This is a genomic window from Spirosoma harenae (assembly GCF_054776975.1).
The window spans coordinates 25,535-49,779 of record NZ_BAAHBD010000030.1; the positions used below are offsets into that span (position 1 = coordinate 25,535).

Here is a 24,245-nt window from a genome sequence, read left to right on the forward strand (position 1 = left end):
CAACAGAGCGTTTACCTTTCCGCCATCCCACAGTGTTGATCGTCTGCTTCCGATCTGTCAGGTTTGGTCATCAACTTTCCTTTGCCGCAGTGTCTTCGTTTTTGGTCACTTGCACCCTGGACCGATTATCCGCGTTTTTAGCTACCGTGTCACCGAGCAGCTGACAAATTCCGTAGTAGGTTGAGGGTGAAGGGACACCAGTGGCAGCGCCACTGGCATCGCCCGATTATTTCTAAACCCTTAACCTAGTCTTCTGTGTCCTCATTACTAGCTTCAAAGCGCGTAAAGGCTTCATCCCATTTTGCATTATGACGATCATTCATGTCGGCCATTTGGCTCCACATTTTATCTTCTGCACTCAAACCCAGCGTATTCAGAATATCACGTGCAGGAATAAATATTTTGATTACTTCCCAAAGCTGTTTGACCTCTTCAGGACTTAGTTCAGGGCCAAATGGTGTGCTCCAGACCTGATTAGTAATCAGATATTTATTCCGGATTTCTTCATGGATTGCGTAAAGTTTCATCTTTAGCGCATACATGTCTTTTCGCTGCTCGTAGGTCATAATCCTGGTTGGTTATTCAACTGCTTTTAGATAGGGACACTGGCCGCAAAGCCACCAGTGTCACCCGAACGTTTCATATAAAAACCCAAACCTATGGCTGTGGGAGCGGGAGTCGAACCCGCCTGATAGAGTCTTCCCTACCCAGCCCCCAACTAAGCTGTCCCACATCCACCAGTCTTTCCTGATTGTCACCCTATCGCTTTCCGTCTTTCCTGCACTGGTCGGGTTGGCCAGCACCTCCTTCCCGTTTTTAGGGGCCATCACTTCTCCTTCTGGATGATCAGTCCATACTGATGACTTACGGAATGCCAGAACTTTGTTTAACCAGGCCAACGCTTTTGCTGCATAAAGCTTCCACAAACGCCCCAGAATTGGGCGTATTGAGCTTTTTATTGGACCCAGTAAAGAATGTTTACGCATTTGATGATTCGTTAACACAATGCTTTATTTTCCTAAGTATCTTGGCTAAAAGCAGAGGCTTCGGTCCTGGTTTTCCTTCCTCGTAAACTTGTAATCTTATGCGTCTTTCACCTGAATTGCTGGGCATTCTGCTGTTCCCAGTAGCCGCTTACGGCTTGTATTGGCTGTACCGAAAATTTTCATTTAGCCGCAAATGCCCCGCCTGTGGCGATACCTCGCCCGAGCGAATTCCGCGCCCAGCTTTCGTGCGCAACCTGCTCGGCTTTCTGCCCCTGCAACACCTGCGGTGTCTGGTGTGCCGCCACCGGTTTTATTACCTGGGTAAAAAAACGGCCTAGGTCGGTTTGCCTTGACTGGTTTATTTTCTGTCCAACGTTCTCAATCATGGTGCATAAACTGCTTCACGCGCTGTTTCCCCTGCTGTGTGCGACGTCGCTTTTTTGGCTGGTCGCTCACTTTTGGATGATGTTCACGGGTAACTATCTGTACTGCTTCGTAGCGTTTATTTTACTGCTACTGACAAATCTGGCTCTATTGCTGGTTAATCACGCCCTGATGGGGGATGATGTGAAAAAACCGGCTGACGATTCGCCTGGTATGCCTTGATGTTGTTAAGCTGGCCAGCGGAAACGTTCGCTGGCCAGACTTTCCTTCTTATCCACACCATTCACCCAGCACCCATATGAGCCAGGTGAGGTTTCTTTAGCCAAACAAACGGGTTTGCTGGGCCTCTGGGGCCGGTGCTACGCCTATTTGTTTGAGCATATTATCGACACGCTTTTCGGCAGCCATGGACTGCTGCAGTAGCGGTTTTGATTTTTCTTTGAAATATTTGGTTTGGAGCTTACGCATCTCCTCGACAGCCTCGGCAAATTCCTTAAGTTCAATCATCAGTTTAGAAGGTCTTAATCATACGCCAGTACATCGAACTTGCATCCATAGGCGCGCACAATCCCAGTTGATCAGACGATTCGCTACCGAATCCCAACTCATTTTTCTGTATACTTGCGCCACGATGTACTCTGTACATTTTTATAGATGAAATTTTACAGCCCGCTCGCAATTGTAAGCGGGCTGTTTTGCGTCCAAACAAGTCGAAAGTCAGGGATTTATAGAGTCGGCCATAGGCCTTCTTTGCCTGATTATCAGCTCTGTCATAAGCGAAGTGACACCTGGGACACAGCGCCTTCAACTCTTCATCCCTTGTCTGCTGAGGATCACGGTTGAGGTGAGCCGTCTGCAGCTTGACAATCTTACCTGTTTTCGGATGCGGTTCGCCATGAACCGCTCCGCATTCTTCGCATCGCCCCTCCGCCCGGTCGAACCGAATCCGTTTGCTGGTTTCAGTCCAGTCGGGCGGGTAGGCTTTGCGATCTATCGGCATTACTCTTATGGGTTAAGTCTGCAAACGCTTCCGCTTCGGCTCCTTGAAATGAGCTTCGGCCCGCTTTAAAAATTCAGTCGCATCCGATTCAGTAAACCGCTTGACTTTGGTCTTGACCTGGTCTACGGGTTCGGGTTTCTCAAGCTCGTTGTAATAGCGCTTATCATCCAGATGCACAGCCAGTGAAAACCGGGGCTGTTTTTCTAGCTTGACATGAGCCACTAAAATCTGAAGTCCTTGGACAATTAAAATCCGAAATTCCTCCATCGCGTTAGTCCTTTAAAGGGGTCATGCCATCGGCTCCGTGACGGCGATTTAAAACATCCATTACTTTTACCTGCAGCTTTTGATATTGAATCAGTCGGGCCGTAGGGCCTTCCATATCTTCCTGCAAATCCCGGATATGAAAATCCAGTACTCGGTTCAGCAACTGAAGGTCCTCCGTTACTGTGTCGTCGGGCACTTGTCCCGAGTCGACCATTTGCTGTACAGTCATAGCTAACCCGATTTAGGTTTAGGATCTCGGTTGGGTCGAATCGAACCGGTTAGTAACCGGACAGTCAGAAGTAGCAGAATCGAGAAGAATCCCGGAAAAATCCAGTCAGCGTGTAGCAGGACAAATTCAGGCCAGTTCATGCCGGTAGCGGTTGACGTTTAGCGTGATTGAGCAGATTGGCGATTAAGCATTCATACGCCTGGAATTGCATCCGGGCATCGGCCTCCTTCGCCCACAACCGATACCGGGCCACGTAGCGCGCAATGAGTTTGCGCTCTTCGTGGGTGTAGGTGATCCAATCCCCCTCCTGAATAGGCTGTTTGCTGTCCGAATGGCGCGTGATCAGCCGCTCGATGCGAAAAAGATCCATCGTCTTAAACCGGATCGGTGACCAACGCCGGGTATTGGCATCGATGTCGATTTCGAGTTGACGCCGAAGCACCGCCAGGCACGCCAGGGGCAACTGAACCACGAACTGGCACGTCTCCAGATCGATGGGCGTAACGGCCCGGCTAAACAGAAGCAGATCCAGTTGAAGCGGTTCCAACTGACGAAGTAACTCATCGGATGGAGCCAAAATCGAGCTAGGCGACACAGGCCGGGGTTTGCGGTATGAAAAAAGTCGAAGACGCATCAGTTGATTAGGGTTACAGGGTGAACGGATACAGCCTCGACTTTTACGAAAATCTTGGTACTCACGTAAGCACCCGAACGTTTGGAGTTCACCTCCACAACCTCAACCTCTTGCTGCGTACAGAGACTATTGAGCTTCTGCTTCTTGCTGATCAGCTCAACGATGTATTTTCGCTGGGTGCCACCATGGGTGGTTCCATCGGAAATGACATTGATACGGGCCTCGGGACCGCAATCGGTTTTCAGGCGCTCGACAAATCGCTCCAGCGGTTGGGGGATCGGCCCCGCTGTAGTTTGGAGTGTGGTCAGGGCATGCTCCAGACTCGGTGGATAATGCCGGATTGAACGTGCTTTCATTTAGCGTACATATTTATAGATGAAAAATTGGGTAATGCGTCTTAAAAAGTCCCATTGATCGATACCCCAAAAACGGGTGTATCGACCCACCCTTCCGACGTTAAGACCCGGAAGGTGATCCCTAGATCTTTGGCCTGTTGAGTGAGCGGAAGAAATTCTCCTATTTTATCGGCTAGACGAATCGAAAGGGCTTTTTTAGCTTCTTTAGCCGCGCTAGCTACCACTGCCACCTCAGCCTCAGAGAACGTAGCTGGTTGGGCCGCCTGGTTCGTTGTGGCATCGCTTTTAACCTGACGTAGACAATCAGGAGGTAAATGGATCGTATGTATTTGGTGATCCATCTGTGAATACCAGTAGCAGGTTGCCAAGCTAGTCGTGTGAGCCGCAACAGTCATGTCCGGCCCACCGGAATTCAGCTTGACGATATCGCCTGGGGAAAACGTGTGATTTGCCATATCGCTAGGCAGTTACAGAAGGTTGTGAATCAGCTTTGTACGGAAAAATGTCCAGAATCTTCGTCGTGTTGACATCGGTGATCTCAAACGGATCGAGCGCCGTTTTCAGCGATTGTTCCACCCGCTCATACGCCTGCTTGGGATTCTCGGCATTGGCCAGCATTGTGCTGGGCGTTTTCTTCTGTTTGCCCGTTTTTTCATCGTCCGTCACGAAAACAGCCTTCACTTTATACCAGGCATCCCCGCCGTCTTCGTGATGAAACACATCAGCTAATTTGATGGGAGTGATGCCAGTGATAACAAAGTCGGGCGTATTAGCCGCGATTTTTTCATACAGCCTTGTTTCGGCATCCGTGTAGCTAACCGCATCGACCAGATACGCTTCTGTGACGGTTTGTTGCTTGATAAACTCCTCGTTTCGCGTACCAACCGTCGACTCGTCGATGGGCTGCTGGTAGCGAATTTTTCCGATGAACCAATTGGGCATATAAAAGGCGGTTAAAGGCGGTTACGATTTAAAAAGGCAGCGACTTTTTGCTCGACCCAAAGCTTGCTTTTTGAATACAGGATGATCACGAGGATCATGCCCACCAGGGGTAGCATATCACTGGGCCTCACTGGATGCGGGTAGGGGTTAGCGTCCTGAATGCTGGTGGCGGTGGTTGAAAACGGTTGGTCAGGCATCTATAGAAGGAGTTAATTGACCGGCACCATATGATCATAATGCTTCCGGACAATCCGGTTAGCCGGTCGGATTCAGCGAATAATTCGTCAAGCGTTTTCATCAGAGTAAGGGATTAGGGTAATGCCCGTTCGTTGTAGTCGCACCCACGCGGAGTAGTCACTTAGGTAAATTATTTATAATAAGTCCAAACCAAAACGGGGTCAGAACGGTCTTTACCTTGAGTCGTTACAATCAGGGTTGCTACTGGTTTTTCGGCTCGTATCCATTCTATAAAGCTTTCAGAATATTCCCGCAATGATTGACTACATCCAAGTAGGTCAAGTCAATTTGACCTACCAGCGGCTGATCAGCCGATGGTCACCTGTGCTTACCCACGACATTATCGAGTTAGCCCGGGCCGAAGCCAATGACCAACCCTCTGAGTTTGCCCTTGTCCTGGACCGGGTCCGGCTGAATTTGATCCGGCTCATTGACACCTTGGGCCCTGGTCGCACCTCCGGCCAGCGGATAGCTCTGCTGCTAACCAGAGCCAGAGAAGCGGCCTCGTACGCGTCGATTGAGCAGTTGATCGCTAAAATCGATGCCCTGGACCAGGCGGAAGACCGGCTCGACTAACCCAGTTGACCGGCTAGGGCGGATCATCGGGTAACCCTACCGGGAAGACCTCACCCCGGGCTGAACGGGACGGCCCTATCAATCTGTAATCCGATAGACTTACAACGTTTATAGCTGACCGTAAGCCGCCAGGCGGCCGAAGGGACCGTTTCCGCTGGAGTACCGGGCGCTGCTTAATCGTCGAGCGTAGCATAGGGGAGGGGGTTTTGGGATAAACGCAGCTGGCGAACCCGCTCCCGCTGATACTCCAGAATCGATTCCCGCAGGGCCGGATCATCATGAAACAGCGACACCTGACGCAGATCACTATCCAGAAAGGTGATCCCCAGGATTTGGCTCGATTCGAGCTGCTCCAGCAGGGTTTGGGCTTGGGCAAGGGTTTCCATAGTAGGCTTGGTTCTCAGGGTTTTGTAAGTATGGGGGAAAGGTTACTTTGCAGATGACAAGTCAATCATTTTACCTTTTAACCCCCCAATGTTTTATTGTTATGGCAATCGACTATGCTCAATCGGGCTATTACAACACAACGTATCGAGTTTTGCTCGAGCGTTATATGCAGAGCCCTACTTACGATATCGACAATCTCGCCAGAGCCGAGCAGCAGGGTAACAAGGTTGAGGTTACGCGGCTCCTGGGGATCATCCGGGAGAATCTCCTCAACTACCTGGACGACTACGAGTCGATAAAACAGTCTGGGGACAACCATGCCTCCTTACGATCAAGGGCCATGCAAATGGCCAGCTATGCAGAAGCCTGCCAACTCGTGAAAGACATCGACGATTTGGAGCGGCTGGAGGAATTATTAGGCTAACCACTTTCCGATTTGGGGGATTGCCAGCGGGGCCGTCCCCCAGTTTTATAAGCTTCAAAATCCTCTATGATGGCCGTCCTCAGCGTCTCCGGATAGAGCAGCATAAACTCACCGGCATCCTTGGCAAAGTGAAGGCAAGTCTCCATGATCTGGAGCCGGACTGCCTGACTAGGGTTCGGAATGAAATCCCCCCGCGAATGGGCGTGCTTGAGGTAGCCCGTATACAGGGATTCCTTGCCTACGTTTCGTCCCGTTCGATACAAGCCCCACAAATAGTCGTATAGCTTCCCATACTGCACAATGAAATCAGCCGCATCGACGGCAAACTTTTGGGCTGCTTTCATCAGCATTAACTGGAAAGGCTCCGGTAGGAATCGACTGGGTAATTCCGTGATCGCATCCGCTCGGGACTGAATCAGCTCAAACAGCGAAAACTCATAGTAATTGTAATTGCTACGCACTTCCCGCTTTTCGGCATCCCAGTACATATAACATAACTTATCAACCGTATTCGATACATAATGAACTGTCAAGGGGGCACTGCCCGAGCGGAGCCGCACCACGTCGCCTACCTGGAAAACAACTCCTTGGATAGGAGTGGAGGTCACTTCTGGGGCTGGGGTAATCGCTTCCATACGCTTTACGATTGATTGACAGGGGTTCGACCAAACAAGGGTGCCGTTTCCGGCATATGCTTTAAAAAAATATCAATGAGCGGACCTTTCGCCATTTTCAGGTTGTAGCCGGATTTGCTGGCCACTGTCTGCCAGTGCCGGTAAAGACCTTCCGCATTTAAATCCTTAGCAATCTATTCATGCACCTTAGGATGAGCCATTTTGTACTCAAGCCACAGGGCATTTTTGCCGGGAAGTAGATTTTGAGCCTCTGCCATAGCTGTTTTTCACGATTTGTCCCTAGAAGAGTTGTTTTTGTAAACTCTAGTGCGCTTTTTTGCGCTGAAAACATAAAATTGTGCTGGACGCAATTATTTGTGATGCAATAATAGGTAGTCTAGGATAAAATTTCCAAAACTTTAAGATAATTTTTTTATGGAGCAGCAAACCGCCACCGCCTATTCCGAGCGGTTCGAGCAGATAAAAGCGCGATTTAGGCTTAAAAACAGGGATTTATCTAGAATGGCTGGCGTTTCAGACGGGGCTATTAATAAGATAATTTCAGGTACTACTGAAAGCCCAGACGTAAGGACTCTTATCGCAATCGGTAAAGAACTTAACTTAAGTGCTAACTGGTTGCTGTTTGGGGAAGGGGAAATGATAATAAGCGATAATAGTGTAAACTCTGGTCAAATTATTGACCAAAAGCTTCAAGTACGAGACCAATATATTAAAGACCTGCAACAGGAAAGAGATTATTGGAAAGCAATTGCTTTAGGGGGAAAGCTTAAGGGTGTATCCAATAAGGGCCGAATTGTTCCGAAAACAAACAGTCAAAATGATATTATTCCATCAACTTCAGGTCTGATGCAAAAAGAAGCTCAACTGGCTGTGGCCTAATTTTTTTAGGTATTGAGGACAATTTGGGGTACACCTACCGTTTAAATCAGCGGATGGGCTCAATTAACAAACAAATCGTGCTTACTTGTAAATCCCTACGAATGCACTTGATTATCAGCCACTTATATGTAAATATGAGTGGCTTTTTGTTGATGTTGCAATACAACTTGCAATTCATTTGCTTGGGTTAGTATAGAAAGCCGGGAGCATATGAGCCGATATAAGCACCTTTTACTCTTATTTTTCCTGGGAATCGCTCTTTCTAATTGTAAACAGCCGTCTGTTCCTGCATCTAGCGATACTACACCCACTCGCGATGATAAATGGCGCTGGGTAATCCCGATGGAGCCAAAGCATCCGATCCAGTTCTAACGCATACCTTATTGCACGGCCAACGTATTCGCTTTCTTACAACAATTCGACCGGCATAGCCAACTGGTGTAGCTGGCATCTGTCAGCAGCCTGGAAGGGATCGGCATCGTGTTACACAGGCAACTTTATTCCTGACCAAAGTTTGATTTATTAAAGCCTGTTAAGCAGAATTTCCACAAAGTAGCCCCATGTTAGCTGGCCTCCCCTGGTATTTTGTCTGGATTGACATTTTGGGGCTAGAATTTGCGACTTCGATTTTCCAGTTCCGCTTGGAAATTTAGTTATCGGGGCATTGATCAGCCTGCCAAGACTGTTTGTTTCTTAATTTTACCAACAATTAAACATATGAACTACATCTGCCTTTTAGTTGCATTACTTTTCCTGGTCTGGCGTTCACTCTATGCGCAATCAACCCAACAGCATCAGTTTTTCGCCGAAGCAGGAGGGCTTGTTGCATCAACGGCGAGAACACCATTTTGGCTTCGGGCCAATCAATACGGGATTGTGCCCTATTCATCCCCCATTGCTACTATGCGAATAGGAGCTAAAGGAACTGTTATCCTATCAGACACAGCGAATGCCAATTTGTCCAGAGCCTGGGTGTTTAGTTATGGCGCAGAAACGGTTGGAAATGCGGGTAAAGTGAATCAGCTACTAGCTCCCGAATATTACGTTAAACTGACCCATCGACAAATTCAACTATCTATTGGCCGCCAGCGTGAAGCCATTGGGTTGGTTGATACTACACTTACATCAGGCTCTTACACTTGGTCAGGCAATGCTTTACCAATCCCTAAAATTCTGTTAGGAACGAAAGGGTTTGCGCCCTTGGGGCGTCGACAGTGGTTGGCCGTTAACGCCTTTATGGCGCATGGTTGGTTCGCCAACACACCCTATATTCAACGATCTTTCCTACATCAGAAATCGATTATCATCCGAATCGGTAAACCGACAGCCACCGTGCGAGGTTATGCAGGTATCAATCATTTTGTACAATGGGGTGGCCATTCGGATTCATTAGATTATCACTATGCTGTCAATGGAGACCTTCCTAGCCAACTGCGTGATTTCCCCAATGTACTTTTTGCTATTCGGACTAATGGGCTCGATAATCCACGCATTACTTCTTTCGACTATACCAATCTTTATGGGAATCACTTGGGTAGCATTGATTTGGGACTTGAAGTTAGACTCCCTCATGCCAATCTGTTACTCTATCATCAACACAGTTTCGATGATGCCTCGGGCGTTCTAATGCGTAATATTCCCGATGGATTGACTGGTCTTCGATTGCGTCGACAAACGCCCGGCTCTTCTGGCTTTCGTGTGAACAATATTCTAGTCGAATTTCTATCGACAATGAACCAAAGTGGCCCCATTTTAGCTCCCTGGATTGGCTTGCAAGGATATGATAATTATTTTAATAATGGACAGTACCTGGAAGGCTGGGCTTATCAAAACCATATTATCGGTACACCTTTTATTACTCGCAAACAAGATGTTCAGCCAACGTATCAGACTACGTCTGTTTGGCTGAACAACAATACTCGTGTTCAAATGGCATACGTGGGGATGCAGGCTACGATCAATAGACAAATCAATTTATTAACAAAAGTGTCCTATAGTCGAAACCATGGAGAATATAATTCACCATTCTTGGGAGTACCAGACCAATGGTCCTTATTAACTCAATTGAGTACGTCGTTTTCCTGGATTGGGGGTGTAACGCTTACGGCTTCAATGGCTGCGGATTTTGGTCAGCTTTATGCAAATTCAATAGGTGGTTATGTAGGGCTTCGAAAAGTTGTCTGGCATTAATTGGGTCTGGAAATAGTCTATGATGCCGTACGGAGCCTGTTAAGCGAGGAATTAATTAATACGTTAATTAACACATTAAACTCAACGAAACGTGGTGACGAATGCGAAGATTATCTTTTCGTTCTTAAGCGTAATGCTGGCTTATACAGCTTGGTCACAAAGTCCTGTCAATGGTACTGGGAGTATTACATCAGGTGGGCGTACACGCACTTTTTCCTACCATTTACCTAGTAATTTCCCAGAGGCCAATCTTGCTCTTCTCGTGGCTTATCACGGCGATGGCAACGGTAATTCGGGGGCCATATTTCAGATGTATTCTGGCCTGGATGCTGTTGCGACGAATGCGAATTTTATTGTTGTCTATCCCGATGCCGTTTCTATCGGCAGTAAAGTTCACTTTAATTATTATGCAGATAATGCGCCTGGTTTTGGCACAATAGGCGATCCTGATGGGCCAGGTGAAGTTATCGCCGATGCCCCAGACGATATACTGTTTACGTCTGATCTAATTGACTATTTTGTCGAGACGTACCGTATCGATCGAAGTCGGGTGTACGCTACGGGACACTCTGGCGGTGGGGTTATGTGTTATTATGCCAGTGTAGCCCTACCCAATAAAATTGCTGCTTTTGCGCCAGTTGCGACCAGTCTGTGGGGTAACAAAGATTTTCTGAATAACTACTTTACGCCCCAGCACTATGTTCCAGTACCCATTCTACATGTCCATAGTGCTGGTGATCTGGCGGTTGCAGCTCCAATTGCTGCTTATCCAGCCCCTTCATCAAATGCCTGGCCGCTGTCGATGTATGCCCAATTGAACTGCAATAATTTAGGAACGTATTCAGCCAGCTCTTATAACAATGAAGTAGACTCGATCACCTTTTGTGCTACTGGCAAAAAGGTGATCCTATTCCTGACCAAAGATGCTGTTCACGATTGGACGTTAAAGTTCAATCTCCCGCAAACGATCTGGAATTTCGTTAAGAATTACCAATTAAGGTTAAGCTCTGACGCCAGCTCTCAAATCGATAATCATATCAAGATCGATCAGTTTGGGTATTTGCCACGGGCCACAAAAATTGCCATCATCAGCAATCCTCAAACTGGTTATAATGCGAATGACTCGTTTACGCCATCCGATACGTATCAGGTTCGTAAAGCGACCAACGATGCAGTTGTATTTACAGGAACACCTACTCCCTGGAACGCTGGCGCTACGCATACTCAATCGGGTGATAAAGTGTGGTGGTTCGATTTTTCAACTGTTCAGGCATCAGGGACGTACTATATCTATGATGTAATCCAGAATAAGCGTTCATATGATTTTGAGATCAGCAATACCGTTTACCAGAATGCTCTGAAACAGGCGACTCGGGTGTTTTTTTACCAGCGAAGCGGATTGGCTAAACAACCACCCTATGCGCAAAGCCCCTGGACCGACGGGGCCGCCTTTCTGGGAACTCAGCAGGATACCGATTGCCGTTTGGTCAGCAATACATCCGAAGATAGCTCGAAGGATTTGCGGGGGGGATGGTTTGATGCGGGCGATTACAACAAGTACGTCCCCTTTACCTATGGCCCATTAGTCGATATGCTTCTGGCCTATCAAGAAAACCCAGCCGTCTGGACTGACGATTTCAACATTCCAGAATCGGGCAATGGCGTACCAGATTTACTCGACGAAGTTAAATGGGAGCTTGACTGGCTTTTGCGTATGCAGCAATCCAATGGTTCATTGCTGCATAAGGTTTCGGTAACGGACTTCAGTGCTACCTCGCCCCCTAGCGCAGATACACATACGCGTCGGTACGGAGCGGCCAGTACCGACGCCACCGCAACGGGCGCTGCTGTATTTGCCCTAGCCGCTATTCAGTTTAAATCGCTGAGTGATCCAACCATGCAAGACTATGGAAGGACACTTCAGACGGCAGCTGTTAATGCGTTCAACTGGGCAAACAGTAATCCGTCGGTATTATTTAGTAATGCAGGTTTTCAAAGCGTAGCCGCTACCTATGCTGACAACGACCGACTGAGCCGTCGTGTAGCCGCAGCGGCTTTTCTTTATGTACTCACTGGCGAAAATGTTTACAGGACCTTTTTCGATGATCATTATAATGATATTCATCTGATGCAGTGGGGCTTTGCCTATCCATTTGAGGCCACATATCAGGACGCATTGCTATATTACACGCGTGCTTCGGGAGCCACAACGAGTGTCAAGAATGCGATCTTATCGACCTATGCTAACAGTCTGAAAACCGCCAATTCAGATAATCTGCCATCCTATCTGAATCAGTCAGATGCGTATCGGGCCTTTCTAAAGAACGACAACTATACCTGGGGCAGTAATGAAACCAAGTCTCACCAGGGGGCCATGTTTTTCACCATGAATGTCTATACTCAGGATGCTGTTAATAAGACGAATTATCGGGATGCGGGAATGGGCTTCCTTCACTACCTGCATGGAGTAAATCCAACCGCTTATTGCTATCTGACTAATATGAGCGTTTACGGTAGCGAATTTTCGGTCCCGACGATGTATCATTCGTGGTTTGGCGACGGAACGGTCTTCGATCAAAATCCCCCACCGGGCTATTTAATGGGTGGTGCTAATCCAACGTATGCTCCTGATGCGGCCTACTCTGGCCCTATAATCAGTCCTCCTCAGAATCAGCCAATACAAAAATCGTATAAAGCCTGGAACACAAGTTATCCCGAGAACTCCTGGCAGATCAACGAACCTGCTATTTATTCGCAGGGCGCTTACCTTCGGCTTCTGTCGCAGTCCTTGTGCTATACAGATATAGTAACGAGTATCAAATCCGGCAATTGGAATGATCCTACTACCTGGGCCTGTGGTCGCGTTCCAACGGTGACCGACCAGGCAGTGATCCAGCGAGGTCACATTATTACGATCGATGTGCCAGTTAGAGCGAAAACGTTGGGACTAAGAGGTAAAATTACATTCCGGAATGGCGCAAGGCTTAAGTTGGGGAATTAAAAGCTCTACTGATTAACTAAACCAATCCATTTTAACTTTGCGAAATTGCTCTGATCAACAATCTCAATTATCACGTTTTCAGGATAATACTGAATGGTCGGTGACGATACATTCGATAGTAAAACCAGAATTAACATAAATCATACATTCTCCTCCTTACTCATAGGCTGAGAGAAACCCCGAAAATAGAACTGCCCCATATCGGCCACTAGCCGCCCAGTGATGCCCTTATAATCGTAGGTATCCGACCGATCTGGAATCGCTGTAAAGCCCAGATAGAAGAGAAGTGCAGGTGTGATTGCCATAGCCGAAGATAGGCAAGAAAAAAAGAATGTTTTTTACCTGCACTTCCATTAAAGATATTATCACTGCCGGTCGTATTGTTATAGCCTGCCTGATAACCAATTATCACATTCTCAGAGCCATCTGTGTTTAATTTTCCAGCCTCTGTGCCTAGGAATGCATTTCGTTTACCCTACCCAAGGACGCTACCGGCATTAAACCTCACGACTGCATAATATCCTGCGTCAATAAGTTCGCTTCACCTGCACCAGGTCCAACTAAGGTATTATAAAAGCCTGGAGTCACAGAATCAGGCGTAGTTACCACATAGTTAATTGGCTGCCTTTTACATAAACTAAAGTGCCTAGTACTAAAACAAGGCCAACAGTCAAGAGAATAGAATAAATGTATTTCATGGCGATAACGAATAACTTATAAGTTTGCCCAGCTTGCAAAATAAATGCCACTTGAATCAATTAAAAGTATTCACAACGGCCTGACTTTTGTCAAGGCCGTTATTGGTCAATTCATCCTTCTCACATGGTTGTGATGCTCAGCCGAGAAAACGACTGCCTGAATCGATTCTTGAAGCTTGTGTAATTAAGACCATCAAGAATAAAGCCCGTAAATGGGTAAAGAATCCTCATGCTGATTATTCGTATGCAAAGCATTAGCGAACGGAGGTATCAACCGACTTTTTTACATCATCCCCCATTAGAGCTTGATTGACCAGCAGTAACAACAGATTGGTCAATAGTAGTAACCCAAATGCGAGTAGGCAGTATAGATAGCTACCAACGAACATGAACCAGAAGTGAGCCAGTAGCCAAAAAAGTGCCAGTAGGCATAGCAAGGGAAACAGGAAATGAAGTACCTTTTGTACCATAAGTATGTTGAGTTGAACAGGAAATCAATGACGCTGTTACTTATGCATTTTGTAGGTTCTCTTTTCCCAGGTTGTAAAATTTGTTTCGGCAGACGACGCACCAGTAGTGTTGCAAAGGGAGAAAACCCAGCAGTAACCGAATAGCCGTCGGTCGGGGTATACGGTCAGGATGCTTATCCCCACAAGCGGGACAGGTTCGATTAAACGTTAATTTTCGATACAGCCAGAAGAGGCCAAACGCGATGAGCGGAAATAACAGGAATCCCTGCAATTCAATGGGAAGAAACATGATCGTACAAGTTAAGAGGACGGTGGAGGGGGCTAGGCATGCCCCCGTACCTCAACAAGTTAAGGAAGAACATGTATTAACATATTAACGAATTGCGAAAAAGGTAAACATTCTTTACTCGGTCCAAATGAATCCGGGATAAGGCCAATCGTTTAATCTTTTTTAAAATATATACGCTAAATGTTAAACAAATTAAGCTCTAAGATGAAGGTTGCCTGAAGCGTCTGACGCTAGTAATTACGCCCTAATCTTAGCCGGGTTTACCTATCTTCAGTTATGGCAAAATCACATTACCCCAAAGCGTTTATTGGTAAGTGAGGCTCATTGTATGTGCTTAGAAATGAAGGATTAGCTATTGGGGGCCTGAACCCAAGTATACACAAAGAACCTCTGTTGAGGATTATTACAGCAAACGGGCTGGTCTGAGCATGTCGATGCTGACGAGGCAAAGGCTGATTTCGAGAGAGAAGTGCTGAAAGTGAGTATGTGGTAATGCACAATAGGTGAATTAAAAAAACAGCCAGCCCGATACGAGCCAGCTGTTCATCCTACAAAGCGAATTAGATATTTAATTCAACTTGCGCCCATGGTTGTGATGCTCGGCGGAGAAAGCAACACCGTACCCTATTACTGCCCTTCAGCTATCTGGCTATTATATGAGTAATCTGACTGATATATTCGACAGCCTTACCCGTTTATTATTCTCAAAACGGGTAAGGCTGTCGAATATATCGCGATCCGAAAAAACTTATAACGCTTACATCATCGAGCATGACGATTTGCCTTTCCCTCTATTAGCCAGTCGTCAATATCCTCCTTTAAATACCAGCGATCAATTTCTTTCTTAAAGGGGATAAGCCAAGCAGTCGGTAATATCGTAACGTTTCTCCGGCACGGTTTAAATAAGTCTGCGCCTGCTGCTCGGCATAAAGCGTTGCTCTGTCAAGGGCTATCTGCAATTCGCTTTCCCTACTCTCCTGCTTTTTCATCTGTGCAGTAGCGTCGTTAAGCGCTTTCACTACGTCGCTTAGCAATTCACTTTCAATGGCGATAAGTAGTTTTGACTTATCCATCGGTTATAATCAGTTAACAACTAACAGTCTCCCGATTTTAACCTTTCCGGGTATGCCGAGCCACTTTTTCACTCGCTAACCAATCATCAATATCCCCCTTTCGATACCAGACACCGCCCCGTTTTTTCTTGTAATAAGCAAGGCCGAGCCGACGATAGTATAGCAAGGTTTCTTCCTTGATTCCACCTAAGTACTCGCAGGCTTGCCGAATGCCAAACAGTTTATCCTGCTCCATCTGCTTGCGCTCTTGACGTAGTGCATTGATTTCCTGTTGGCAGGTATTCAGAGCCTGAATTAATTCTTCGGCCAAATCCTGGTCAATAACGAACGCCTTTCCCATAGGTGACTCGTCCTGAAAAGTATTGACCATTTGTTGATTATCCATCTTTTTATTGACCAGTAATTTAACCCCTATTTTTATCATCTGCCGTAGTGATCACCTGCTTTTGGGGGTAATAATTTCCCCATCTCCTCTTTAGCTGTTTTTCCCCGTTGTACGCCTGATCCGGAACTAGCATATCACAGCCGCTACGGCGGACCGTTCATGTGTGGCCGTTTGTAGTTATAAAGAAAGACGGATTGCTCGAGAACCAGCTCGGCCTGGGCTAACGAGCAATCCGATCGATGAGCCAGATACTCATTCTTTAATATGCCATTGATCTGTTCGGCAATGGGGTTCTCCAGCGGGTCACCCGTCTCAGTCATGCTAATCTGGACATGATAGTTGTCCAACAACCCAATATAAATAGCGCTGCAATACTGAAGGTCTCGATCCGAATGATGAATCAAGGCTTTGGCCGTTCGCTTCTTTATCTTCTTGAGGGCCATTTCTAGAGCTGCTTTGCAATAAACAGCGCCCAGTGTTGGGGCTACATTGTAGCCCCCCATTATGCGTTTGGAATAGGCATCGGTTACCAGCGAAATATAAAAGCATCCGCCCTGCGTAAACCAATACGTGATGTCCGATACCGCACCGGCGGCCCGGCCAAACTTGATTAGGCCTTTCTACGGCTAAATCCTTGATCAGGTTTGGATATTTACGAAACGGATGCCCCGAAAAGGTCGTCTTTATTTTTCGTCGACGCCGTCTAATCAGCATCTTATGCCTAGCTAACAACTCGAAAAAAGCATCCCGCCCCAGTTTTATTCCGCACCGGCGGCCCAGCCCTTTCCAAGAACTCATCCTGCAACAAATAGTAGAGTTTTCGCCCACCAATCCTGGGATGTTGGCGACGAATGGGCCTAACCAGCCGCAACACAGTTAAGTCATCGTCTACCTCTCGGTCATCTTGCCGTTGCCAATATTGATAGTAAGCCTGCCGGGTAAACCCAATCGGACCGCCGAAGCGGCACATCCTCTAGCCGCCGAATCGAAATGTTGGGATGATTCGTCAGCATGAACCGGATGGCTTGGTAACGGACCGGGCCACGGCGGCTTTTTTTCGATATCCACCCCCAACTCATGCTTGGCTATTCGAACTAAAGTAGAATAGTAAAGTGCCTTGAATCGGACCGCCGATGCGGTTGGCCTCCTCTAATTGCTCTTCTAAAGCTAGGACCTTAGCGCGTAATTTATCTTCCTGGGATTTTGTCTTTGACTTCGGGGGGCTGGTTGGTTTTGGTGAAGGGGGGCTACTCGAAATCAATTGGGGCCATATGCTTGTTGGCCTCGGCTTCCTCTTCAATTTTCCTTATCCAGTGCATCACCGTCTTACGATTAACTTTTAGACGTTCCGCAGCTTGGTCGATGTTGAGCTGACCGAGTAGAATTTGGGCGACAATTTGGCGCATGACACCTTCGGGCTGTTTCATGCGCAGTTTAACAAGCCTGTCCATAAATAGCCAATTTATGGACAATATTTTCCAGGACAAGTCAGTCAAGCAATTTGACCAAGTAAGTGACCCTTTTAGTAGTCGAGAACGGCCAGAAGGAGGAGTCGAAAAGAGACGGTATTCAACAGGTTCGTTACTTAACAAAAACGACCCCTATCGAAAGCCGGAACTTGGTTGCCAGATAAGAAAATGGTCGAATGCAGGGGTCTGATTTTGACTGGACTTAGGTAATGGCTGGCCGCTTGAAGCGGAGTTTGACGAGTGTGCCGTCCTGATTCTCGTAGGTCAGAATACCTTCAAGCTGGCGGGCAAGCAGGTCCACTAATTGGGTGCCGAAGCCCGACCCATTGACCGTTTCCACGGGGGGCTTGCCGGTACCATTGTCGGCCACTTGTAGCAGTAATGAATCGTCGCCCACCCGCGTCAGACTGATGCGAATGATGCCGCTATCCTTATCGATAAAGGCATATTTGAGCGAGTTCGTGATTAACTCATTCGTTAGTAGTCCTACGGAAATCGCTGTGTCGATATCTAATACCAGTTCAGGCATCGAACAATCGATGGTGATGCGGCCTACGGCATCGAATGAATGGAGGATACTTTCACCCAGATTCATGAAATAGTCTCGCATTTCAATAACCCCCAATTGTTTGCCCTGATACAGTTTCTGGTGAATGATGCCCATACTCTGTACCCGGTTCTGACTGGCCTGGATCGCTTCCAATACGTTAGGGTCGGTAACTTTCGCTGACTGCAAGGCCAGCAACCCCGACACCACGGCCAGATTATTCTTGACCCGGTGATGAATCTCTTTCAGCAGGAGTTCGTTCTGGGCGTTTTTCTGAGCAATCTCGTCGCGCTGTTGCTTTATGACGACGGCTTCCTGCAGGGCCAGTTCACGGGCTTGTTCACGCAGCCGGACCTTCAATAAGTACCAAAAGCCGAGTAGCAGCAGCAGCGCATAAGCCGCATAGGCCCAAAGGCTTTGCCACCAGGGTGGGCTGATGTGTAGGCGGAGGGGAGCCAGATTGGTCCAAATTCCGTCGCTATTGCGGGCTTTCAGGTGGAACAGGTACGTTCCCGGCTTCATCTGGGCAAAATCAACGGTGTTTTTGGGGCCAATGCTTATCCATTGTGGCTCGTCATTCGGTCCGGTCAGGGAATAGGCATAGGCACGACTGCTGGTGTTGCGGTAATCCAAAAGCGCAAATTTTAGCTCCAGGGTGTTTTCCTGGTGCGACAATGTCAGTTCATTGGCTCGCCAGCGATCCAGAGGCAGGGGTCGCATGGTTTGCGTTCCGTCGGTGTCGAAGCAGGAAACGCCCACCAACCGCAGCGGTGATGAAGCTTTAGGAATGGTATGGATGGTATCGGTTGGCCCAAATCGCCGTAAGTTGTTCTGGCAGCCGAAATAAATCTCGCCGGTAGTCGCCAGTGCGGTAATGGGCGTCGAGTAAACTGAGTTGCCGACAAACTGCGGAAACGTGGTTACGCGTTCCGTAAGAGGGTCGATACAGGATACCACCTGATGCTGGTTGAACCAGATTTTGCCGGTTCTGTCGAGGGTAGCGTGGGCAAAATAATCGTCCGTGAACCCGTTTGCGGCACCATATTTTTTGAATCGCCCCGTTTTGACCGACAGCTTTTGTAAGGGAGCCGCATACCCACTCGTTATCCATACATCACCCTGTTTATCAATCAGGGGCGCAAAGGTATAGTTGCTGGCCAGTCCGTAGGGGTCGCCTTGCCGGAGTACAAACCGCTGCACTTGCCGGGTTCGTTTGTTTACCCGACTAAGCCCATGAGCGGCTCCGCAGACCCACACGGTGTTCTGGGCATCGACCGCAATTTTCTGGAGCGTATTTGAGAGTAAACTGTTGGCATTGGTGGGATCATTTTTCCACTGTTCATAGCTACTCACCAGCCCCGTCTCGACTGATAAGCCGCCCTTCGGAATGCGGAAGAGCCCCTGCCCCCAGGTCGAAATCCAGAGGTCGCCATCCCGGTCAATAACCGAAGCGATGGCATTTGGGATCGTATTACGTCCAGTCTTATCTAAACGGACGGGTGTTAAACGAGCCGTCTTTTTGTTGTAAACGAACAGGCCAGCCTCCGCGCCTACAAGGAGGTAGTGATCGGGGCCGGTCCCGGTCAAACCTGGCAGCGTGAGGGTGAAATAGGTGAGAGGTTGTTTCAGTACAATCTTCATTTCATTCCGGGCCGGATTATAGCGAATCAGGCCTAGATCGGTACTGATCCAAAGGAAGCCTTCCGCGTCGGGCATGAGGGATTCCGTTACGGGTCGGGCTGGAACCCCACCGGCGGTGTTAGTAAATTTTGGCAGTGGAATGTTGGGGTGGCGTTCCTGACGGGGGTCGAAAAAAAGCGGATTTTTGTCGCTCGCCCGCTCCAGCCAGATTAACCCCTGTCTATCTTCGTACAGCGTTACCAGCTCTCTGAGTTGTTCCCCATTGCTGATAGCTACGGGTGTACATTGCTCCACAATGGTCCGGTCGGCTGAAATGCGGAAGATGTCGTTATCGCAGCAAAGCCAAAGCCGCCCCGCCCGATCTTCCAGAATCACTCTTGGAAACGAAATGGGTTTGCCATCGGTTGTTCGACCATCGAACCACTTGATTTGCCCTGTTTTAGGGTTAAAAACCCGCAGCCCGGTTTGGTCCGGAACCCCCATCCAGATCAGGCCCCGACGATCTTTGCAGAGGCCGTTAATTGTATTGAGACCATCGGTAGCGTTGATGACGGGCACCCCGGATTTAGTTACCGTCGGAAAGCACTGCCAACGGTTACGGGTTCGGTCAAACTGCTCGAACCCGGCCGTTGTGCAAACGTAAATATAGCCCGGCCTGGACTGGCCCGGCCTGGACTGGCTCGGCGATTCAATCAGAATGGGCGACAGCGGGTTGCCCTGCAATTGCCCTGACTCACCGGGTTTAGGCAAAAAACGGACAGTACTACCTGTTTTGGGGTCGAATCGATTCATGCCATAATCGCTGCCGATCCAGAGATAACCGGATTCATCACATTGAAGAAACCGAAGCTTATCCGACGATAAACTGGTATTGTTGGTTGGCAGGTGGCGAAAATGGGCTACGTTGCCCGTTCGCTGATTGTAGGCATTCAGGCCCCCGTCGCGGGTGGTTATCCAGAACGTACCTCGCTCATCCTGAATCATATCCGCCACCCGCGCCGAGGAGAGGGAGTTCAAATTCGCCGGATCAGAGCGTACCGTTACGATCTCATGGCCGTCGTACCGGCTCAGACCACTGCCGGTGACGAACCAGAGAAAATCGTCGCGGTCAGTAAAGAATCGATTAATGGTTGTTTGATTTCGGTTGCGGCCCAGCGTCTCTTTGGGGGGTTCGTCGAAGTAAAGCACCGTGGATTGTGCCTGCCCGTCTGGTGCGGACAGGCACAATAGCAGGAGAAGCCACCTAAAAACAACGTATTTACCCATATTGGGACAACCGGAATGCTGTAGTTCACAAGATACGAAAATAGGTTTTCGGAGCCAGCGAAGGTGATTTGTCAAGGGACAGGTGGTGCATCGGCATTCCACATACCCATCATGGAGACCCATTTCCCGTCTGTATTGCGTTTGAGCAACTCGGTGTACCGGCCCTTATCGACCACAACTTTCCCATCGGGCGTTTTTACGTCCATCCGGAACTGACCCGTTTCCCACCCCAGATTCCCTTCACTACCCGTAGCAATCGTTTTGACGGATACATTAGTGGCGCCCGCGTCAATAGCCCCCTTCCAGTAGTTGAGAATGGCCTCCCGACCCGTAACGGCAGGCTCATTGGGCGGATACAATGTAGCCTCGTCCGTATAGCAGTTCGCAGCCGCCACTGCATCTTTAGCATTGATCGCAGCGGCAAAATCTCGGTTCATCTGGGACAGGTCTTCGGCCGTAGCGGGCGTTGACGGTGCCGGTGAATGACAACCGGCGGCAAACAGGAGAAGGGCCGGAACAATGGACAGGATACGTAGGGAGGAAGTGAGCATTAGGATTCAGGTAAATGAATTGGTTCTCATTAGTTTGGCTTAGGCGATTTAGGGCACCTTCACTAAGCGACGGTAGAGTTCAACGGCTTTTATTTTCTCGTACACTAGACCCAATTTTTTGTCTGCTTCCTGAAACGATTTGTCGTCGTGGATTTTCTGGTACACGTTGGCATTGGGCCAATTGCCCTCGAAGTAGTAGCGGTATTTGTCGGCTCCTTTTCCCTCTACTTTGTAGAGTGTGTATCCGGCGTTACTGTACCCCAGGCGTTTAATGACCGTGTTCAACTCGCCAATCACCGCCGACAGTTGGGCCTCCGTTACACCGGCTGGCATATCGAACAGGTGGATACTTTTGAGTTGAGTCGTTGCCGTTTGTTGAGCCTGTGCAGATGACGACATACTGAGGCTAACCAGCAGCCAAAGAGCAGAGAGGGAAATCAGGAGTTGTTTCATGGATTTGATTGTTTGGTTTGACTGTTTTAAGATCGGTTTTTATTTAGTGAGTTTAGGGCCGACAATTTCCATGTCATGTTCCTTAAATTGCTGCTCAAGAGTTTTTCCGTCCGTATAGGCTGGATTTTTTCTATTGTAGAAAAACTCTTCCATTTTACCCGCAGGTTGGTAGGTGAGAATCATTTGGTGAGGACCTTCTCCAATTGTAAGAAAACAATGAGGAATATTTCTTGGTGCAAACGCAGTGTCGCCTTTTTTAAGATTAAATACCTCATCCCCAATTTTTACAAGGTAATTTCCTTTTGTGATAAAGAACACTTCATCTTGATTCGGATGAATATGTAAAGGTGGGCCAGCATCTACGGGGTCATTCTCTTCTACAACATATAAACTATTGTTAGTGTCTTTACCTGAAACTTACACTTCATATTTTTTTCCTTCCCAAAAATCGTATCCTCATTCCATCGGTCTTTATCAGCTTCTACTTTAAATCCTCCTTTTCGTAATCTGAGTTTCTCCTGGGCATTTGTAAGAAAAGGCGTGATCGTTGCAATCGGTACTATCGAAAGAAACAACTGAATTAATTTTCGCCTTTGCATTTTGAGTCGATTTTTATTTTTTAAATAGATAACTAGTTGTCAGTTAAATCCAATTCCATAAACAGCAGATAGTCTTTAAATTCTGCGGGGATTTCCATTTCTGGATACGCGTCAATGTCACGGAATCCAACACTTCTGTATAAGGAATGAGCGGCTTCCATAAACTTGGGACTATCGAGCCGAACTTTTTTATAACCGACTTTTTTCGCTTCAAGTAGAAGTTCTTCGAGGATCGCTCGTCCAGTCCCAATTCGTCTGCTAGCTGGATCAACAAACATTCGTTTTATCTCACCGATATCGGAGTTGATACGTTTTAGGCTTCCAAGTCCACATAGTTTACCGTCATAACCAGCCAGGATTAGCTGTCCGTAAGGCGGTTGAAACTTGCTAATCTGTTGGATGTCCTGTTCAACAGCTTCTGTTGGATTATGGGGATGGACGCCATAGAGTTCCTGCATGTTGTCGTTCCCCCAAACTAAATAATCGAACCATAATTTTTTAACGGCTTCCAGGTCGTCAGGAATGACAACCGTTCTTGTTTTTACTTTTTCACTCTTGTTCATTTCCTGACTAGGTTTTGGTTGTTTACTTTCTGTAGTAGCCTTGCAGCTAACGGTTTGGGTATTGCCGAAGGTGTGGCATTCATTGAACGTCCAGCCCGGAACCGCAGCCCAATAGCGAACTGCTGCTGATGCTTACAACGTCAAGCCATACTTGCACAAAACCCCATGTTGGTGGCAGCTTTTCATTTCTTTACGTCTATAAATGGACTTTTGAGTAAAAACCAAAACTTTTGTCTATCAGCCTTGTCAAACTCTGAAAGTCCATACTTTATTTCGCTAACTGGTATTGTCTTAAAGGTTTTAAATAACTTATCCCAGAAGATAAACATTAATCCATAATTAGAATCTGTATATTCCTGTTGCTGGTGATGATGTATTTTATGAAAGTTTGGGGAAACAATTATTTTTCCAAAAGTTTTGTCAAACCATTTTGGCATGATAAAATTAGTGTGATGTAAAACTAATAATGGCATATACAAGATGAGCCAAAAAATTAAAATAGAGCCGTCAAGGCCAAATATCAAGGCTGCAACGACACTTGCAAAATTGTCTAACAAAGCGTCAAGCGGGTGAAATCGATAAGTTGTGGAACTGTCCATAACTGTGTCGCTGTGATGTACTCTGTGTAGTCGCCAAAATAGTTCCCATGTGTGGTTAAGTCGGTGTGCCCAATAGTTAACAAGGTCAATACAAAGAACACCAAAAATTACTTTTAGGTAATATGGGGATTGGATACTATTAAAAAGTCCGAACTTATTTGCGTCTGCCCAATTTAAAGCTTTAATAACCAAGGTCGCCAGTCCAAAGTTTAGTAATGCATATCCAAATTGAAGCAAGATGCTGTTTAGTAAATGCGGAGCCCTTTTAAAAAATGATGCAACACTTGAAAAAAATTGTTCTACGGAAAATAGACAAGCCAATATCACTGCCATGAAAATGTCAGGGTTAATAGTAGTTATATTGTCAAAAATTCCCCCCATTTCGATTTAGTTAGAAGGTCGTCACAAGTTTCTGCAATGGTTTGGGTATTGCTGGAGGTGTGGAATTCAAGGAACAAATGTTAAATTTCGTGCAAATGTTGATTGAAATACTAATGCTTAAATTTATCACTTCT

At 47.3% G+C, this 24,245-nt stretch carries 32 protein-coding genes, 1 tRNA gene and 1 pseudogene; 8 read left to right on the forward strand and 26 right to left on the reverse strand.

Annotated elements, in window-relative coordinates; all coding sequences use genetic code 11:
• Window positions 1-245: 245 nt before the first annotated feature.
• Window positions 246-566: a hypothetical protein gene (locus ACYVE4_RS26785; protein ID WP_461043401.1), complete on the reverse strand. Its 321-nt coding sequence runs from the start codon at window positions 564-566 to the stop codon at window positions 246-248.
• 94 nt (window positions 567-660) lie between these two features.
• A tRNA-OTHER gene (locus ACYVE4_RS26790) sits at window positions 661-733 on the reverse strand.
• Window positions 734-1,084: 351 nt separating this feature from the next.
• Between ACYVE4_RS26790 and ACYVE4_RS26795 the strand changes: the two genes are divergently transcribed.
• A complete protein-coding gene (locus ACYVE4_RS26795; RefSeq protein ID WP_461043403.1) occupies window positions 1,085-1,324 on the forward strand; it encodes a hypothetical protein in 240 nt (79 codons plus the stop codon).
• 46 nt (window positions 1,325-1,370) lie between these two features.
• On the forward strand, window positions 1,371-1,592 hold the full coding sequence (locus ACYVE4_RS26800) for a hypothetical protein (RefSeq protein WP_461043405.1): 222 nt from the start codon (window positions 1,371-1,373) through the stop codon (window positions 1,590-1,592).
• 96 nt (window positions 1,593-1,688) lie between these two features.
• Here the strand turns inward: ACYVE4_RS26800 and ACYVE4_RS26805 are convergent, their stop codons facing one another.
• From ACYVE4_RS26805 to ACYVE4_RS26845, 9 genes are read right to left on the reverse strand one after another with little or no spacing between them, the layout of a single operon-like run.
• The gene (locus ACYVE4_RS26805) at window positions 1,689-1,877 is read right to left on the reverse strand and encodes a hypothetical protein (RefSeq protein WP_461043406.1); all 189 of its coding nucleotides are present in this window, start codon (window positions 1,875-1,877) and stop codon (window positions 1,689-1,691) included.
• A 4-nt stretch (window positions 1,878-1,881) separates the two neighbouring features.
• Window positions 1,882-2,370, reverse strand: coding sequence for a hypothetical protein (locus ACYVE4_RS26810; RefSeq protein WP_461043408.1), 489 nt, complete (start codon window positions 2,368-2,370; stop codon window positions 1,882-1,884).
• 12 nt (window positions 2,371-2,382) lie between these two features.
• A complete protein-coding gene (locus tag ACYVE4_RS26815) occupies window positions 2,383-2,637 on the reverse strand; it encodes a hypothetical protein (protein ID WP_461043410.1) in 255 nt (84 codons plus the stop codon).
• A gap of 4 nt (window positions 2,638-2,641) precedes the next feature.
• Complete coding sequence (locus ACYVE4_RS26820) at window positions 2,642-2,866, reverse strand: hypothetical protein (protein ID WP_461043412.1); 225 nt, start codon at window positions 2,864-2,866, stop codon at window positions 2,642-2,644.
• Between the two features lie 2 nt (window positions 2,867-2,868).
• Entirely contained in the window at window positions 2,869-3,006 is a 138-nt protein-coding gene (locus ACYVE4_RS26825; RefSeq protein WP_461043414.1) for a hypothetical protein, read from the reverse strand.
• Complete coding sequence (locus tag ACYVE4_RS26830; protein ID WP_461043416.1) at window positions 3,003-3,500, reverse strand: hypothetical protein; 498 nt, start codon at window positions 3,498-3,500, stop codon at window positions 3,003-3,005. Before ACYVE4_RS26830 ends, ACYVE4_RS26825 begins: the two co-directional genes overlap by 4 nt.
• Window positions 3,500-3,856 carry a hypothetical protein gene (locus tag ACYVE4_RS26835; RefSeq protein WP_461043418.1) on the reverse strand — a complete coding sequence of 119 codons (357 nt, stop codon included), beginning with the start codon at window positions 3,854-3,856 and terminating at the stop codon, window positions 3,500-3,502. Before ACYVE4_RS26835 ends, ACYVE4_RS26830 begins: the two co-directional genes overlap by 1 nt.
• A 41-nt stretch (window positions 3,857-3,897) precedes the next feature.
• The gene (locus ACYVE4_RS26840; RefSeq protein ID WP_461043420.1) at window positions 3,898-4,311 is read right to left on the reverse strand and encodes a YodC family protein; all 414 of its coding nucleotides are present in this window, start codon (window positions 4,309-4,311) and stop codon (window positions 3,898-3,900) included.
• Window positions 4,312-4,315: 4 nt separating this feature from the next.
• A complete protein-coding gene (locus ACYVE4_RS26845; protein WP_461043422.1) occupies window positions 4,316-4,798 on the reverse strand; it encodes a DUF4494 domain-containing protein in 483 nt (160 codons plus the stop codon).
• 492 nt (window positions 4,799-5,290) lie between these two features.
• Here ACYVE4_RS26845 and ACYVE4_RS26850 point away from each other — a divergent pair, with 492 nt between their 5' ends.
• A complete protein-coding gene (locus tag ACYVE4_RS26850; RefSeq protein WP_461043424.1) occupies window positions 5,291-5,611 on the forward strand; it encodes a hypothetical protein in 321 nt (106 codons plus the stop codon).
• A gap of 173 nt (window positions 5,612-5,784) precedes the next feature.
• On the opposite strand, the gene ACYVE4_RS26855 is transcribed toward ACYVE4_RS26850, so the two are convergent.
• Window positions 5,785-5,997: a hypothetical protein gene (locus tag ACYVE4_RS26855; protein ID WP_461043426.1), complete on the reverse strand. Its 213-nt coding sequence runs from the start codon at window positions 5,995-5,997 to the stop codon at window positions 5,785-5,787.
• Between the two features lie 101 nt (window positions 5,998-6,098).
• Between ACYVE4_RS26855 and ACYVE4_RS26860 the strand changes: the two genes are divergently transcribed.
• A complete protein-coding gene (locus ACYVE4_RS26860) occupies window positions 6,099-6,422 on the forward strand; it encodes a hypothetical protein (protein ID WP_461043428.1) in 324 nt (107 codons plus the stop codon).
• On the opposite strand, the gene ACYVE4_RS26865 is transcribed toward ACYVE4_RS26860, so the two are convergent.
• Window positions 6,419-7,057, reverse strand: a complete 639-nt coding sequence (locus ACYVE4_RS26865) for a hypothetical protein (protein ID WP_461043430.1) — start codon at window positions 7,055-7,057, stop codon at window positions 6,419-6,421. The two genes, ACYVE4_RS26860 and ACYVE4_RS26865, sit on opposite strands and share 4 nt — an antisense overlap.
• Before the next feature lie 414 nt (window positions 7,058-7,471).
• On the opposite strand from ACYVE4_RS26865, the gene ACYVE4_RS26870 reads away from it, so the two are divergent.
• The 4 genes from ACYVE4_RS26870 to ACYVE4_RS26885 all read left to right on the forward strand — a co-directional run bounded on the left by ACYVE4_RS26870 (window position 7,472) and on the right by ACYVE4_RS26885 (window position 13,127).
• On the forward strand, window positions 7,472-7,936 hold the full coding sequence (locus tag ACYVE4_RS26870) for a helix-turn-helix domain-containing protein (RefSeq protein WP_461043432.1): 465 nt from the start codon (window positions 7,472-7,474) through the stop codon (window positions 7,934-7,936).
• Window positions 7,937-8,318: 382 nt separating this feature from the next.
• Window positions 8,319-8,462, forward strand: coding sequence for a hypothetical protein (locus ACYVE4_RS26875; protein ID WP_461043638.1), 144 nt, complete (start codon window positions 8,319-8,321; stop codon window positions 8,460-8,462).
• Between the two features lie 191 nt (window positions 8,463-8,653).
• Window positions 8,654-10,126 (forward strand): capsule assembly Wzi family protein, encoded by a 1,473-nt coding sequence (locus ACYVE4_RS26880; protein ID WP_461043434.1) that lies wholly within the window; start codon window positions 8,654-8,656, stop codon window positions 10,124-10,126.
• A 91-nt stretch (window positions 10,127-10,217) separates the two neighbouring features.
• The gene (locus ACYVE4_RS26885) at window positions 10,218-13,127 is read left to right on the forward strand and encodes a glycoside hydrolase family 9 protein (RefSeq protein ID WP_461043436.1); all 2,910 of its coding nucleotides are present in this window, start codon (window positions 10,218-10,220) and stop codon (window positions 13,125-13,127) included.
• Between the two features lie 140 nt (window positions 13,128-13,267).
• On the opposite strand, the gene ACYVE4_RS26890 is transcribed toward ACYVE4_RS26885, so the two are convergent.
• The 13 genes and pseudogenes from ACYVE4_RS26890 to ACYVE4_RS26950 form a co-directional block, all read right to left on the reverse strand.
• Window positions 13,268-13,432, reverse strand: coding sequence for a hypothetical protein (locus ACYVE4_RS26890; protein ID WP_461043438.1), 165 nt, complete (start codon window positions 13,430-13,432; stop codon window positions 13,268-13,270).
• A gap of 647 nt (window positions 13,433-14,079) precedes the next feature.
• Window positions 14,080-14,295, reverse strand: coding sequence for a hypothetical protein (locus ACYVE4_RS26895; protein WP_461043440.1), 216 nt, complete (start codon window positions 14,293-14,295; stop codon window positions 14,080-14,082).
• A gap of 40 nt (window positions 14,296-14,335) precedes the next feature.
• The gene (locus tag ACYVE4_RS26900; RefSeq protein ID WP_461043442.1) at window positions 14,336-14,584 is read right to left on the reverse strand and encodes a hypothetical protein; all 249 of its coding nucleotides are present in this window, start codon (window positions 14,582-14,584) and stop codon (window positions 14,336-14,338) included.
• A gap of 818 nt (window positions 14,585-15,402) precedes the next feature.
• Window positions 15,403-15,657 (reverse strand): hypothetical protein, encoded by a 255-nt coding sequence (locus tag ACYVE4_RS26905; protein WP_461043444.1) that lies wholly within the window; start codon window positions 15,655-15,657, stop codon window positions 15,403-15,405.
• Window positions 15,658-15,694: 37 nt separating this feature from the next.
• A complete protein-coding gene (locus ACYVE4_RS26910) occupies window positions 15,695-16,042 on the reverse strand; it encodes a hypothetical protein (protein WP_461043446.1) in 348 nt (115 codons plus the stop codon).
• 143 nt (window positions 16,043-16,185) lie between these two features.
• On the reverse strand, window positions 16,186-16,653 hold the full coding sequence (locus tag ACYVE4_RS26915; protein WP_461043639.1) for a transposase: 468 nt from the start codon (window positions 16,651-16,653) through the stop codon (window positions 16,186-16,188).
• Window positions 16,654-17,289: 636 nt separating this feature from the next.
• Window positions 17,290-17,469 carry a helix-turn-helix domain-containing protein gene (locus ACYVE4_RS26920; RefSeq protein ID WP_461043448.1) on the reverse strand — a complete coding sequence of 60 codons (180 nt, stop codon included), beginning with the start codon at window positions 17,467-17,469 and terminating at the stop codon, window positions 17,290-17,292.
• A 244-nt stretch (window positions 17,470-17,713) separates the two neighbouring features.
• Window positions 17,714-20,965 carry a histidine kinase dimerization/phosphoacceptor domain -containing protein gene (locus ACYVE4_RS26925; protein ID WP_461043450.1) on the reverse strand — a complete coding sequence of 1,084 codons (3,252 nt, stop codon included), beginning with the start codon at window positions 20,963-20,965 and terminating at the stop codon, window positions 17,714-17,716.
• A 71-nt stretch (window positions 20,966-21,036) separates the two neighbouring features.
• Window positions 21,037-21,516 carry a YybH family protein gene (locus ACYVE4_RS26930; protein WP_461043452.1) on the reverse strand — a complete coding sequence of 160 codons (480 nt, stop codon included), beginning with the start codon at window positions 21,514-21,516 and terminating at the stop codon, window positions 21,037-21,039.
• A 48-nt stretch (window positions 21,517-21,564) separates the two neighbouring features.
• Entirely contained in the window at window positions 21,565-21,969 is a 405-nt protein-coding gene (locus ACYVE4_RS26935; RefSeq protein WP_461043454.1) for a hypothetical protein, read from the reverse strand.
• A gap of 39 nt (window positions 21,970-22,008) precedes the next feature.
• Window positions 22,009-22,347: pseudogene (locus tag ACYVE4_RS26940) on the reverse strand (cupin domain-containing protein); the annotation flags it as partial.
• 253 nt (window positions 22,348-22,600) lie between these two features.
• Window positions 22,601-23,131, reverse strand: a complete 531-nt coding sequence (locus tag ACYVE4_RS26945) for a GNAT family N-acetyltransferase (protein WP_461043456.1) — start codon at window positions 23,129-23,131, stop codon at window positions 22,601-22,603.
• A gap of 182 nt (window positions 23,132-23,313) precedes the next feature.
• Window positions 23,314-24,063, reverse strand: coding sequence for a sterol desaturase family protein (locus tag ACYVE4_RS26950; RefSeq protein WP_461043458.1), 750 nt, complete (start codon window positions 24,061-24,063; stop codon window positions 23,314-23,316).
• Window positions 24,064-24,245 lie beyond the last annotated feature (182 nt).

Excerpts from the sequence above, each read along its gene's own strand:
- ACYVE4_RS26785 (WP_461043401.1), bottom strand. The coding sequence starts at position 566 with ATGACCTACGAGCAGCGAAAAGACATGTATGCGCTAAAGATGAAACTT.
- ACYVE4_RS26795 (WP_461043403.1), top strand. The coding sequence starts at position 1,085 with ATGCGTCTTTCACCTGAATTGCTGGGCATTCTGCTGTTCCCAGTAGCC.
- ACYVE4_RS26800 (WP_461043405.1), top strand. The coding sequence starts at position 1,371 with ATGGTGCATAAACTGCTTCACGCGCTGTTTCCCCTGCTGTGTGCGACG.
- ACYVE4_RS26805 (WP_461043406.1), bottom strand. The coding sequence starts at position 1,877 with ATGATTGAACTTAAGGAATTTGCCGAGGCTGTCGAGGAGATGCGTAAG.
- ACYVE4_RS26810 (WP_461043408.1), bottom strand. The coding sequence starts at position 2,370 with ATGCCGATAGATCGCAAAGCCTACCCGCCCGACTGGACTGAAACCAGC.
- ACYVE4_RS26815 (WP_461043410.1), bottom strand. The coding sequence starts at position 2,637 with ATGGAGGAATTTCGGATTTTAATTGTCCAAGGACTTCAGATTTTAGTG.
- ACYVE4_RS26820 (WP_461043412.1), bottom strand. The coding sequence starts at position 2,866 with ATGACTGTACAGCAAATGGTCGACTCGGGACAAGTGCCCGACGACACA.
- ACYVE4_RS26825 (WP_461043414.1), bottom strand. The coding sequence starts at position 3,006 with ATGAACTGGCCTGAATTTGTCCTGCTACACGCTGACTGGATTTTTCCG.
- ACYVE4_RS26830 (WP_461043416.1), bottom strand. The coding sequence starts at position 3,500 with ATGCGTCTTCGACTTTTTTCATACCGCAAACCCCGGCCTGTGTCGCCT.
- ACYVE4_RS26835 (WP_461043418.1), bottom strand. The coding sequence starts at position 3,856 with ATGAAAGCACGTTCAATCCGGCATTATCCACCGAGTCTGGAGCATGCC.
- ACYVE4_RS26840 (WP_461043420.1), bottom strand. The coding sequence starts at position 4,311 with ATGGCAAATCACACGTTTTCCCCAGGCGATATCGTCAAGCTGAATTCC.
- ACYVE4_RS26845 (WP_461043422.1), bottom strand. The coding sequence starts at position 4,798 with ATGCCCAATTGGTTCATCGGAAAAATTCGCTACCAGCAGCCCATCGAC.
- ACYVE4_RS26850 (WP_461043424.1), top strand. The coding sequence starts at position 5,291 with ATGATTGACTACATCCAAGTAGGTCAAGTCAATTTGACCTACCAGCGG.
- ACYVE4_RS26855 (WP_461043426.1), bottom strand. The coding sequence starts at position 5,997 with ATGGAAACCCTTGCCCAAGCCCAAACCCTGCTGGAGCAGCTCGAATCG.
- ACYVE4_RS26860 (WP_461043428.1), top strand. The coding sequence starts at position 6,099 with ATGGCAATCGACTATGCTCAATCGGGCTATTACAACACAACGTATCGA.
- ACYVE4_RS26865 (WP_461043430.1), bottom strand. The coding sequence starts at position 7,057 with ATGGAAGCGATTACCCCAGCCCCAGAAGTGACCTCCACTCCTATCCAA.
- ACYVE4_RS26870 (WP_461043432.1), top strand. The coding sequence starts at position 7,472 with ATGGAGCAGCAAACCGCCACCGCCTATTCCGAGCGGTTCGAGCAGATA.
- ACYVE4_RS26880 (WP_461043434.1), top strand. The coding sequence starts at position 8,654 with ATGAACTACATCTGCCTTTTAGTTGCATTACTTTTCCTGGTCTGGCGT.
- ACYVE4_RS26890 (WP_461043438.1), bottom strand. The coding sequence starts at position 13,432 with ATGGCAATCACACCTGCACTTCTCTTCTATCTGGGCTTTACAGCGATT.
- ACYVE4_RS26895 (WP_461043440.1), bottom strand. The coding sequence starts at position 14,295 with ATGGTACAAAAGGTACTTCATTTCCTGTTTCCCTTGCTATGCCTACTG.
- ACYVE4_RS26900 (WP_461043442.1), bottom strand. The coding sequence starts at position 14,584 with ATGTTTCTTCCCATTGAATTGCAGGGATTCCTGTTATTTCCGCTCATC.
- ACYVE4_RS26905 (WP_461043444.1), bottom strand. The coding sequence starts at position 15,657 with ATGGATAAGTCAAAACTACTTATCGCCATTGAAAGTGAATTGCTAAGC.
- ACYVE4_RS26910 (WP_461043446.1), bottom strand. The coding sequence starts at position 16,042 with ATGGATAATCAACAAATGGTCAATACTTTTCAGGACGAGTCACCTATG.
- ACYVE4_RS26920 (WP_461043448.1), bottom strand. The coding sequence starts at position 17,469 with ATGAAACAGCCCGAAGGTGTCATGCGCCAAATTGTCGCCCAAATTCTA.
- ACYVE4_RS26925 (WP_461043450.1), bottom strand. The coding sequence starts at position 20,965 with ATGGGTAAATACGTTGTTTTTAGGTGGCTTCTCCTGCTATTGTGCCTG.
- ACYVE4_RS26930 (WP_461043452.1), bottom strand. The coding sequence starts at position 21,516 with ATGCTCACTTCCTCCCTACGTATCCTGTCCATTGTTCCGGCCCTTCTC.
- ACYVE4_RS26935 (WP_461043454.1), bottom strand. The coding sequence starts at position 21,969 with ATGAAACAACTCCTGATTTCCCTCTCTGCTCTTTGGCTGCTGGTTAGC.
- ACYVE4_RS26945 (WP_461043456.1), bottom strand. The coding sequence starts at position 23,131 with ATGAACAAGAGTGAAAAAGTAAAAACAAGAACGGTTGTCATTCCTGAC.
- ACYVE4_RS26950 (WP_461043458.1), bottom strand. The coding sequence starts at position 24,063 with ATGGCAGTGATATTGGCTTGTCTATTTTCCGTAGAACAATTTTTTTCA.